General features: G+C 70.3%; 7 protein-coding genes and 2 pseudogenes. 3 read left to right on the top strand and 6 right to left on the bottom strand.

Annotation, left to right across the window (positions count from 1 at the left end; genetic code table 11):
* Positions 1-61 precede the first annotated feature (61 nt).
* Complete coding sequence (locus BZY54_RS45135; protein ID WP_167414181.1) at positions 62-1,387, bottom strand: RNA-guided endonuclease InsQ/TnpB family protein; 1,326 nt, start codon at positions 1,385-1,387, stop codon at positions 62-64.
* Positions 1,388-1,421: 34 nt separating this feature from the next.
* On the opposite strand from BZY54_RS45135, the pseudogene tnpA reads away from it, so the two are divergent.
* A pseudogene (gene tnpA / locus BZY54_RS45130) lies at positions 1,422-1,835 on the top strand (IS200/IS605 family transposase); the annotation flags it as partial.
* A 94-nt stretch (positions 1,836-1,929) separates the two neighbouring features.
* On the opposite strand, the gene BZY54_RS45125 reads toward tnpA, so the two are convergent.
* The gene (locus BZY54_RS45125) at positions 1,930-2,409 is read right to left on the bottom strand and encodes a hypothetical protein (RefSeq protein WP_086731159.1); all 480 of its coding nucleotides are present in this window, start codon (positions 2,407-2,409) and stop codon (positions 1,930-1,932) included.
* A gap of 528 nt (positions 2,410-2,937) precedes the next feature.
* Here BZY54_RS45125 and BZY54_RS45120 point away from each other — a divergent pair.
* Positions 2,938-3,492 (top strand): hypothetical protein, encoded by a 555-nt coding sequence (locus BZY54_RS45120; protein ID WP_244217652.1) that lies wholly within the window; start codon positions 2,938-2,940, stop codon positions 3,490-3,492.
* 676 nt (positions 3,493-4,168) lie between these two features.
* Here BZY54_RS45120 and BZY54_RS45115 read toward each other — a convergent pair.
* The 3 genes and pseudogenes from BZY54_RS45115 to BZY54_RS45100 form a co-directional block, all read right to left on the bottom strand.
* Positions 4,169-4,288, bottom strand: a pseudogene (locus BZY54_RS45115) (SDR family oxidoreductase); the annotation flags it as partial.
* A gap of 180 nt (positions 4,289-4,468) precedes the next feature.
* Complete coding sequence (locus tag BZY54_RS45105) at positions 4,469-5,281, bottom strand: alpha/beta fold hydrolase (RefSeq protein ID WP_086731158.1); 813 nt, start codon at positions 5,279-5,281, stop codon at positions 4,469-4,471.
* 160 nt (positions 5,282-5,441) lie between these two features.
* A complete protein-coding gene (locus BZY54_RS45100) occupies positions 5,442-6,107 on the bottom strand; it encodes a DUF4097 family beta strand repeat-containing protein (RefSeq protein WP_086731157.1) in 666 nt (221 codons plus the stop codon).
* A 235-nt stretch (positions 6,108-6,342) separates the two neighbouring features.
* Between BZY54_RS45100 and BZY54_RS55745 the strand changes: the two genes are divergently transcribed.
* A complete protein-coding gene (locus BZY54_RS55745) occupies positions 6,343-7,098 on the top strand; it encodes a GbsR/MarR family transcriptional regulator (RefSeq protein ID WP_086731156.1) in 756 nt (251 codons plus the stop codon).
* A gap of 93 nt (positions 7,099-7,191) precedes the next feature.
* Here BZY54_RS55745 and BZY54_RS45090 read toward each other — a convergent pair whose 3' ends face one another.
* On the bottom strand, positions 7,192-10,506 hold the full coding sequence (locus BZY54_RS45090) for a choice-of-anchor D domain-containing protein (protein WP_086731155.1): 3,315 nt from the start codon (positions 10,504-10,506) through the stop codon (positions 7,192-7,194).
* Positions 10,507-10,880: the final 374 nt, after the last annotated feature.

Here is a 10,880-nt window from a genome sequence, read left to right as displayed (position 1 = left end):
CCCGCGTCGGGCGTACTGAAGTTCTCCCCTCCCCTCGCAAGCTCAGGAAGGGGATTCCCGTCTACCTTGCGGCGGCAGGTTTGACGGTTTTAGCCGCCCTGCGACCGCGCCTTCCGGCGGCCGGGACCTCCACGATGACGTGGCCGATCCGGTACAGGTGCAAGATGTTCCGGGCTGCGTTCCAGTCGGCGTTGCACTCGAAGCCGCAGTCGGGGTTCTTGCATACGAACGTGGCCTGGTCTTCCCTGCTGCCGGGGACGGTGAATCCGCATGCGGAGCAGCGTCGGGAGGTGTTCGGGGCGGGAACCTTGATGAGCTGGCCGCCGTGGCGGCCGAGCTTGTACGTCAGCATGGTGACCGTGCGTCCCCATGCCTCTTGTGCGATGGAGCGGTTGAGACCGGCCTTGGCTTTGACGTTCTTGCCCGGCTCATCGATGGTGCCCCGAGCGGACTTGACCATGTTCGTGATGTTGAGCTGTTCGACCACGATCACGCCGTAGGTACGGGCGAGGTAGGTGGTCGTTTGGTGCTGCCAGTCCACGGCTCGTCGCGTGGCTTTTGCTCGGAGCTGCTTGATCTGGTCGTAGGTGTGCCGCAAGCGGCGGGAGGTCTTCTCGCCCTTCTTGCGGAAGCTCTTGCGGTGTGCGGCCTGCCGCTCCAGCTTGAGGAGTCTGGCCTTCTCCTTCGGGGTGAGCCACTTGTCCCGGTCGGCGGTGCCGTCCGGCAGTCGCGGGGGTCGCCCGTGGTCCTGGTGGTCCTTGTTGGACAGGGCGAGGGGGATGTTCACTCCGGCGTCGATGCCGACTTCCGGGCCCTGGTGTGGCTGTGGCTTGGCTTCGAGGGTCTGGATGCGGAAGGCGATGTGCCAGCCGAGCGCATCCTTCACCAGGCGGGCGCCGGTGATCCGGTTGTCGGTCGTGGCTCGCTTGCCCACGGGGAGGTCTTTGGTCCAGCGGAAGCGGACGCGGCCGATCTTCGGCAGGTTGACCATGGCCCAGCGGCGGTGGACGCGGACGATGTTCAGGTCACGGCCCTGCGGGATGTCCACGGACATTGCAGATCGGAACCGGGCCTTGAAGTTCGGCTCGTCTGCCCGGCCTTCCCAGCAGTTCACCCAGGCGCGGAAGTACGTCTTCAGCACCGCCTGGGATGCCTGCGCGGGCAGCTTGGCGAGGAAGTCGAGGTCTTTACGGGCTTGCCGTATCGCCGCATCAGCGGCGGCGAGGGTCCGCTTGTCCTTCGGCATCATCTGCCACCAGGCGTGCAAACAGTTCCACATAGTGCGGGCCGCGTGCGCCTGGTCGTCGATGACCCGGATCTCGGCAGGGCTGAGCGCCAGTCGGGCACGGTGCCCGAACTGCCGCTTCATCAGGCCGAGTTCACTCACAGTGATCAGCATACTGCACTTGATTTATGCCACCATGTTGGACTCCGAATCCCGATGTCGAACCGGCCGCCACGTCGTCTACAACCTTCACGTCCACTTGGTGTTTGTCACCAAGTACCGGCGGAAGGCGTTCACCGACGAGATGCTGACGCGCTGCGAAGAGATCACGGGGGAGGTCCGCGCCGACTTCGAGGCCGACCTGAAGCAGTTCAACGGCGAAGAGGATCAGGTACACCTGCTCGTGCACTACCCGCCGAAGGTCCAGCTCTCCAAGCTGGTCAACTCCCTCAAGGGAGTCTCCGCCCGCCTCCTGCGCAAGGAGTACGACGCGCACGTCCACAGGTACCTGTGGGGCGGACACTTCTGGTCCGGCTCCTACTTCGCCGGAAGCTGCGGCGGGGCGCCCCTGACCGTCGTGAAGCAGTACATCGAGAACCAGAAGCGCCCCACTGAGCTGAACATTGCGGACTCGTACTCATACGCGGGTCAGAGTTCCGAGATGACCTTCACCCCCGGCGTAAACGCCGGAGCACTAGCCAAGATCAAAGGTAGACCGCGTGGTCATGGGTAGTGTCGCAGCGCACCGGGACGAGGGCGCCCGGTACGTCGATGTCACCGTCGCTGTCGAAGGGCAGGCCGGTCCACTGCCGCCACTGCGTCAGGGAGCCGCTGACGGTCATCGATGCCGAGGCGACCTTCTCGATGCTGCCGCCGGCCCTGACGTGCACTCGCAGCCATGGGTCGGTCGGCAGTCCGTCCTCGCGCCGCCGGCGGATGTAGTCGGCCATGCGGGCACGGGGCTGGAGGTGCTTGGCGGTGGGACGGACCGGGGCCGGCAGCGCGGTGTGGCCCTGCCCGGCGGCGGCGTCCCGCAGCGCGGCCAGCATGCGGTGGGACAGGCCACGGCCGAGGTATTCGGTGTCCACCGTGATCTCCAGCGCGCTGACCGCTGTCGGCGGATGCCCCTGGCGCCGGTCGCGGAACGCCCACACGAGCACCTGGTCCCAGCCCTTGTCCGGCATCTCCTCACGGCCGTCGAGTCCGGCATTGAAGGGCGCGCTCAGCCCTTTTGTCTCTCGGTCCTCCCGGGCGCCGCGGTTTCGCCGTCTGCCCTTGTGCTGGGCGGGCCGGCTTTCCCAGGGGAGGAGGAGCCCCGCTCCCCCGGCCGGCCCCGCGCCGGGGAACGGCCGGGCGCCGTCCCGCGGCCGACCCCTGCTCTTGCGCGGAACCTCCGGCGGCCCGCATGTCAAGCAGCGACGCGCCGTGAGTTATCGGCGTTTCGCCGCCGCCAAGGGTGAGCGGGTGTCAGAAGATCACCTTTAAGGGCTAATAGTCATTCAATCCACCAAATTGGCTGCCCGCTTGACGGGGCATCAGTTGCGTCCGAAACGACGTGAGGGCGTTCCGCGTACCCCGTTTGGCCCTCAGAGCCAGGGATTCCGATATGCCCGATATGACAGCTAAAGGCGGCGTTAGTACGTTCAATTACGCGTCGGCTGTACAGCTGATGCGTCTCTTGAGTCTGAGACAGGAGAAGAAGCGACATGATCATGACCCGTTCCAATGCAGTCACTGCGGCCGTCGTGGCGGCCGCGGCCCTGACCGCGACCGGCATCACCTACGCCACCGCCGCCCCCGTGCCCGAGGCCGCCCCGGCCGTCGTCCAGCAGGCGCCCGCCCAGGCGCCCATGGGCGGCGAAGGGAACAACAACAGCAAGGGCAACGAGGGCAACAACAACGAGCGCGGCGAGGGCGGCGAGGGCGGCGAGCACGGCCGCAAGCACCACGAGGAGGGCTGGATCCACATCAACGAGCGGTCCTACTCCGCCCACCCCAACGGCTGCATCACCGTCGTGAGCGGCCTGGGCTCCAACAGCTTCAACATCCGCAACGACAGCCGCAAGACCATCGAGTTCTTCCGCGGGGTCACCTGCGACAACGGCGCCCCCATCGCCACCGTCGGCCCGTGGAGCTCCAGCGACGGCGTCTTCACCAAGCGCGTCCACGGCGGCGTGAAGGTGAAGAACGGCGTGGTCGGCAGCTTCCGTGTCGTGGACCGTCACCAGGGCGGCGAGGGCGACCGGGGCGACGAGGGCGGCTACTAAAGCCGGCCGTACGACGCCGACGATGCAGAACCCCGGCCCGCCGTAATAGGGCCGGGGCCCTACAACCAGACACATGACAGAGAATCCCGGCCCGCCGTAATCGGGCCGGGGTTCTCGTCGTGGGCCTCGGCCCGGGGGCATCCCGCTCGGGATGCCCCCAGCCGGCCGTTGCCCGACGGCTCACGCGCCTGTCACACCATCGTAGAGCCGCCCGGGCAGGCGCGGCACGCTGCCCGGCGGCCTTCCTCCCGCCTCACCGGCTCACCCGTCAGGCGACTCCTGCTAAGACACGCCCCGTTGGTGCTTGACTCGAGCGACGACGGCACTCCGCCCACCGGGGGTCGGTCACGCCCGAACGGGTGGCGAAAGCGGCATCGGCCACCCGCCCCGGGGGCGGGCCCACCGCGTCCCGGCCGGCCCCGTGCCGCCGGGCCGCGGGACTCGGACACGCTGTCGGGTGAACCCGCCTGCCGCACGGTGGGCGGGGCCGGCCGGCATCAGGTTCAGGCGCGGCTGCGGCTCGAAGGACATGTGCGGCCCCGGCTGCCGGGATGCTCCGGGCCGCACCCGAGGCGGGAGCGCCCGGTGCCCCACCGGCACCCGGTGGGGCGCAGAACCCGGGAGGGTGCCGGCCGGCCCGGCGTGGACGCCGTGCTCCGCCGCAGCAGGGTGCGGCCTATACGAGGACCGAACCGCCGGCGACGTCGAGGACGATGCCGCTGACCCAGGAGGCGCTGTCGGCGGCGAGGTAGAGCGCGGCGTGCGCGACGTCGTCGGGCCTGCCCAGGCGCCTGACGGGATCGTGAACTGCTTGAGTGCGACCTGGTCTCGCAGGTCAGTCGGACATCGCCGTGGGGCTGTGCGGACGCTCCAAGTGTCATCGGGACGGCACCGAACTGCGTGTCGTCCACGTCGAGGACAAGCGCGGCTCCGCGGTGCCTGCGTAGCTACGTGTGGGGCGGCTCACCGCACGTGGTCACCTGGGGCCGAGGGCGGCGACCTCGCGGACGGCCCCGGCGACGGCCCGGAACTCCTTTCTCAGGATCGCACCGTGGTTGCCGGCGACCTTCGCGCTGACGTGGATGTTCGCGTTGCGGGCGGTCACCGCATCCAGGCCGGCGCGTATGCGTTCCTGCTCGTCACCACGGCTTCCGAAGGACGTCCCCGACGCAACCACGTACCGCACCGGGACGGTGATGCCGTCCAGCACCGGACCCAGCTCGCTCTCGCGGGAGAGCCTGCCGAGCTCGATGTTGCTGTCCGCCTGCTGTTCGGCGGTCATCCGCGGAGCCAGGCCCGTCGGGCGCAGCAGCGGCATGAACCAGCCCAACCGCCGAAACAGCTTCCGGATCCGCTGCTCCATGGCCTCGTCGAGCCAGTCGTACGGGAACGCGCCGTCGACCAGGACCGCGCCCAGGGCACGCTCCGGATTCCGGCCGGCCCAGTGCGCCGCGACGACCGCCCCGTAGGACCAGCCCACCAGCAGCGCCCGGTCCACTCCCCTGGCCCCGAGAACGGCGTCGACATCCCGGACCGCGGCCTGGAAGGAGTAGTCCGCCGAGCGCCTCGATTTCCTGCCGCGCGCCCGCTCGTCGTAGGTGATGTGCCGCCACCCTGTGCCCAGTTCGGCGACGACCCGCCGCCAGTACCCCTGGGTGGCGAACTGGCCGTTGAGGTATACCACCGGGATACCGGGACCGCCGGTGTCGGTGACGGCCAGGGCCGTGTCGTCGACCTGGACCATGCCGGTCCACTTCGAAGTGGCCATGGACGTGCTGTTCTTCGTCATGTGTTCCCCCTGGTCGTGTTGGGCGTCGTGTGCGGCTTCTCCGGGTCCTGCACGTGGATCGCAGGCCCCTGGGGACGGGCGGCCGGGTCGTCGGTGACGACCCGGCAGGATCCCGGTCGCGGTGGGCCCGGACGGACCGTCCTGGCCGTGGCCCTGGCCTTCAGAGGCTGCGGGCGGTGATGTCGCCGTGGGAGGTCGTGGCGCGGATGTCGAGTTCGGTGGTGCCGTCGTTCTTGAGGGTGTTGCTGATGCGGCCGTAGCCGGTGCCGGCGTCCAGGGCGGCCGAGACGCCGGCGGCGGCGCCGATGGTGATGTCGCCGGACTGGGTGCGCAGCACGACCGTGCCGCGCGCGGCCTCGGTGATCCGGATGTCGCCCCGTGCGGTGCTGATCTGGGCGGGGCCGCCCAGCCGGCCGACCTCGACGTCGCCGTCGAGCGCGGTGAGGCGGATGCTCGCGGCCTCGTCGATCTTGATCTGGCGGTACGCGCCTTCGAAGGCGACGTCGCCGAGGCGGCCGACGCCGCGGAGCTCGCAGCCGGCGGCCTTGGCCTCGATGCGGGAGTCGGCGGGCAGCTGGACGGTGACCTCCACGGATCCGGAGGGGCCGAAGAGCTGGTTTTTGGGCTGGGGGGTGCGGATCCGCAGGACGCCGTCGGCGTAGGCGACTTCTGTGCGCTCGGCGGTCTGGACGTCGCGGCTCTTGGAGGGGTTGGCGGGCCGGACCTCGACGGTGGTGTCGGTGCGGTCGGCGGCGATGAACTGGATGCGTCCGGCGGGGAGGTCCAGGACGGCGGAGATCGGGGTGGTGGTGTCGAACTTCTGCATCGTGCTCTCCCGTACTCGCTCGTTGTTTCTGACTTCAGAAACGCTACGTTGCGTTCCGGGAATCGGCAACATGCTCGTTGCATAGATAATGAGTCCATGCAGGTAGATTGCATAAAACTGTTGCAACAGCATTGGACGTAACGCAACGGCGACTGCTCTGATCATTGCAATGGGTGAGAGGTGAACGCTATAGTGGGGACAGGGACCACCACGAAGGACCACCGAGGAGATCGCGATGCCGGGAGGCAGGCTCACCCAGCTGGAACGCCAGCAGATCGCGCTGGGGCTGGCCGACAGCCTCCCCTACGCCGAGATCGCCCGACGCCTCGACCGTCCGACGTCGACGATCACGCGTGAGGTGATGCGCAACGGCGGCCCGACCGCCTACCGCGCCGACCTGGCCCACCGCGCCACCGAACGCCGCGCCCACCGGCGCAGGCCCGCCTCCTCGCGAGGCCCGGAGTCGGTCCCTCAGCCGCACGGCCGCGACGCCGAGGCCGTGGCCGAGTACGAGGAGACGCTCACCACCGTCTTCATGCAGTCGGGTACGCCCAAGATGATGGCCCGGGTGCTGGCCTGCCTCTGCATCAGCGACGCGGCCAGCCTCACCGCGTCCGAACTCGTCCAGCGCCTCCAGGTCAGCCCGGCCTCCGTCTCCAAGGCGATCGCGTTCCTCGAAGAGCAGGGCCTCGTCCGCCGCGAGCGCGACGAACGCCGCCGCGAGCGCTACTTCGTCGACGACGACGTCTGGTACCAGTCGATGATGGCCAGCGCCCGCGGCACCGCCCAGGTCGCCGAGACCGCACGACAGGGCGTCGGCATCCTCCACCCCGGCACCCCGGCCGCCACCCGCCTGGAGAACATCGCCCGCTTCCTCGACTTCGTCAGCGAAAGCATCACCCGCGCCGCCGAACAGGCCCGCGAGGTCCTCCACACCAAGCCCGCGACGACTTCGGACGACACCGCCCGGCCACGTCCGGAGCGCGGATAGACGCACGCCCGTGAAGGGCAGGCGCTGCTCTCCACGGGCGTGCGTTTCGGCGGCGGGCGGCCCCTCACGCGGTGCCGCCGGCCCGGCCCTGGCTCAGATGAGGGAGTTGTAGATGTTCCAGCCGGGGCCTACGGAGGTGCGGGCCAGGAACGGCGCGGTGGCGTTGCCCGTGCCCTGGTAGAGCCACAGCCCGCCGTTGCCGTCACGGGCGAGAAGATCGGCCTTGCCGTCCCCGGTGATGTCGCCGGTTCGCGCAAGGGCGCTGAAGGTGTTCCAGCCGGGGCCGATGGAGGTGCGGGCCAGGAACGGCGCGGTGGCGTTGCCGGTGCCGCGGTAGAGCCACAGGCCGCCCTTGCCGTCACGCGCGACGAGGTCGGCCTTGCCGTCGCCGGTCAGATCACCGGTGCCGACGATGGAGTTGTAGGTGTTCCAGCCGGGGCCGATGGAGGTGCGGGCCAGGAACGGCGCGGTGGCGTTGCCGGTGCCGCGGTAGAGCCACAGCCCGCCCTTGCCGTCACGCGCGACGAGGTCGGCCTTGCCGTCGCCGGTCAGATCACCGGTGCCGACGATGGAGTTGAAGATGTTCCAGCCGGGGCCGACCTGCTTGCGGGGCCCGAAGGGCGCCTTCGGGTCGCCGGTGCCCTGGTAGAACCACAGCGTGCCCTTGCTGTCACGGCCGACGGCGTTTCCGGTGCCGTCGGCCTTCTCGCTGCTGACGCTGGTGATGATGTTGTAGGTGTTCCAGCCGGGGCCGATGGCGGTGCGGGCGGCCAGGGGCGCGGAGGTCACACCGGTGCCGTGGTACTGCCACAGGGTGCCGGAGGAGTCCCGTGCCAGCAGGGTGCCCAGCTGCGACGCGGGGGGCACCCCGATGCCGGTGAGCTTCTCCAGCTGTGCCCCCTGCCCGGCGTCGCCGGTGACCTCGTAGGTGGCCGACTGGCTGCCGCTGACGGTCGGGGCGAAGGTGACCGTCTGCCGGACGCTCTGCTCGGGACCGATGACCAGGCCCTCGGGGAGCGGGTCGGCGCTGCTGAACACGCCTGCCGGCGCCTTCGCCTTGGTGACGGTGACCGGGATGTTCCCGGTGTTGGTGATGGTGAAGGTCCGTGTGCTCGACGTGCCGCGGACCACCGCGCCGAACGAGAGGGTCGTCGGGTTGAGCACCAGGTGGCCCTGGCCGCTGATCGCGTTGCCCGCGAGGGGGATGGTGAGCGGACCGCTGGTGCTGGTCAGTGCGATCGACGAGGAGGTGCGGCCGGTGGCCGTGGGCGCGTACCGGGCCTGAAGGACGATCGAGCTCTGGGCCGGGATCACGGTCGGCTTCGCCGGGTCGGCGCTGGGCAGGTTGGCGGCCGTGAACGGTCCCTCGGGCGCGGTGACGGAGGTGATGACCTCGGGCTCGGTGCCCGTGTTCGTCAGCTGGACGTTGGCGGTGGCCGTGGTCCCCGTGGGCTGGTTGTCGAAGGACACCGTGCCCGGGAACGCGGCCAGACCGGGCTTGGTTCCGACGCCGTGCAGGCTCAGGGCGAAGGTGCCCGCGTCGGTGGCCACGGTGAGGGTTCCGCTCGCGCCCAGGACCGCGGTGGGCTTGAAGGAGACGGGTATCGACAGCTGCCCGCCGGCCGGGACGGTCGGCGGCAGCGACGAGGTGTCCGCGGTGAACGGGCCGTCGACGCTCACGCCCTTGACGGCGAGGGGCTTGGACGGGTTCTGGTTCTCCGTCAGGACGACGTCGGTGCGCGCCGAGCCGCCCACCGGCACGAGCCCGAACTCGGCCGGGCCGCCCTTGAGCGGGCTGCCCACCGGGTTGCCGAAGGCGTAGACCTTGCCCTCCCGGGTGCCGACGAAGACCTGCCCGCCGTCGGTGGCCGGGGTGGCGAACTTCGCCGCCGTGCCGATCGGCGCGGACCACACCAGCGGCAGGACGCCGCCTGCGTCGGGCACCGCGCTGTAGGCGCGCAGCTGGGCGTTGACGCCGGTCGGTCCGCCCGACCAGACCACCCACACCAGGGCGCTGCCCGAGCGTGTGCCGTCGGAGGTCACCACGGGCGATCCGCTGGTGTAGGGGAAGGAGTCCTGGCTGGACCCGGCGACGGTCAGCGCGGGGTCGCCCGAGCCCGTCACGCCGCGGTGCAGTGCCACCAGTGAGCCGCCGTTGCCGACGAGGTAGACATAACCGCCGTCACCGCCCCACACCGCGGGGTGGCCCCACTGGCCCTTGAGCGGCCCGGTGATTCCCACCACGTCGTCGGTCCCGCCGGTGCCCTGCGACCTGCCGCCGAGATGGTCGCGGTCCAGCAGGAAGACCCGGCCGTCCTTGCCCTGCTCCACCATCAGATGCGGGTGGGAGGCGGTACCGAAGCTGTCCGGCAGGCCGACCGGCCCGCCGGAGCCCAGGTCGGTGTCCTGCTGGTCCAGGGCGGGTGCGTTGGACGGGCTGAAGAAGTCGGCGGCCTTCAGGCTCTCATCGGCCTGCACCTGCAGCCGGACCACGGACTCCGCGAGGGTGCCGGGCGGCGCGCTGCCGGGGCCGGGCGCGGGGCTGACGCCGTTGCCGGTGGTCATGAAGATCCGGCCGGGGCCGTCCGAGACGAGTCCCCCGCCGGACTGCCAGATGCCGGCCCCGCTGTTGCCGGCGCCGGCCTCCGTCGCCCACAGCGAGGTCACCGAGGGGCTGGTGGTGCTGACGCCGGCCACGTAGCCGCGGTAGGGCTGGGCGTCGCAGTGTCCGCCGAACGCCGCGTACACCACCCCGTCGAGCAGCAGCAGGCCCGGACGCTGCATCTCGTAGGCGGGCAGGAAGGACTGGGTGGGGTCGTTGGACGGGGTGCCCTGGATCGGCACGGGGAAGCCGGACCTCTCCGCCCCGGTGACCGGGTCGAGCGCGTGCATGTACCAGTGCGGGCTCAGGGGCGTGGGGCCGTCGTTGACCTTGGTGGTCAGATAGACCGCGCCGCGGGCGGGGTCGTACACCGGCGTCGCGGTGCTGCCGACGGTCGGCGTGAGGTCGCCGCAGTTGAGGGTGGAGGCGGGCCATGCGGGCCCGAAGCTGCGCTTCCACAGCACGGCTCCTGTGGCGCGGTCGAGGCCGTAGGCCATGTTGTTCTCGGTGACCGCCACCACGGTGGCGCCGACGACGATCGGCTGGGCGTATATCTGCCCCTCCAGCTGCGCGGGAGCCTTCCAGAGCTGCCCGAAGGAGGAGGAGCGCACGTCGGACGGGCCGAGGCCGGGTTCGCTTCGGTCCCAGCCGGTCCGCAGGGCGTCCACCGAGCCGGTCGTCTCACTCGCCTGCGCCGGTGAGACGCCCACCCCGATCGGGATCGCGGTCACCGCGGCCGTGACGGCGATCGCCAGGCCGCGCCGCCGGGTGTGTCTGCGTCTGTGTGCGTGTCCGGTGGCGCCCACGACAGGATCCCCCCTTGTTGAAATCGCCGAGGAGACCCCCTGTTCGAGTCCCCGTGGAAGTCCCCCATGCCGTCCCGTCGGGCCACGGCGGCCTCCTCGATCGCGTGGGAGGCCGCGGCGGACGGGCACGGCCCGCGCATCAAATCACACAACTGTCCACTGTCGGCGCGGTGGTTGACCCGATTCACGTGGTTGCGTCGCATGCTTACGCGCACGGTCGGCTTGCCACCGCCTGGCGGACATCGGGAATTCACCGGGGAGGCACGGCCGGTGCCTGAGGAGGGCTCAGGAGGGCTCAGGAAGCCTCGGGAGAAGGCCGCGGGGACTACCCGTCCGGTGGTCTCCTGCCAGGCGCGGCCTGAGAGGACGCCAGG

It is taken from the genome of Streptomyces carpinensis (genome assembly GCF_002154505.1).
GTDB classification, from domain to species: Bacteria; Actinomycetota; Actinomycetes; order Streptomycetales; family Streptomycetaceae; genus Streptomyces; species Streptomyces carpinensis.
This window is presented reverse-complemented; position numbering and strand designations above follow the sequence as displayed.

Bases quoted from the DNA above. Each gene is read 5' to 3' on its own strand.
- BZY54_RS45125 (WP_086731159.1), bottom strand. From the start codon at position 2,409: ATGCCGGACAAGGGCTGGGACCAGGTGCTCGTGTGGGCGTTCCGCGAC.
- BZY54_RS45120 (WP_244217652.1), top strand. From the start codon at position 2,938: ATGACCCGTTCCAATGCAGTCACTGCGGCCGTCGTGGCGGCCGCGGCC.
- BZY54_RS45105 (WP_086731158.1), bottom strand. From the start codon at position 5,281: ATGACGAAGAACAGCACGTCCATGGCCACTTCGAAGTGGACCGGCATG.
- BZY54_RS45100 (WP_086731157.1), bottom strand. From the start codon at position 6,107: ATGCAGAAGTTCGACACCACCACCCCGATCTCCGCCGTCCTGGACCTC.
- BZY54_RS55745 (WP_086731156.1), top strand. From the start codon at position 6,343: ATGCCGGGAGGCAGGCTCACCCAGCTGGAACGCCAGCAGATCGCGCTG.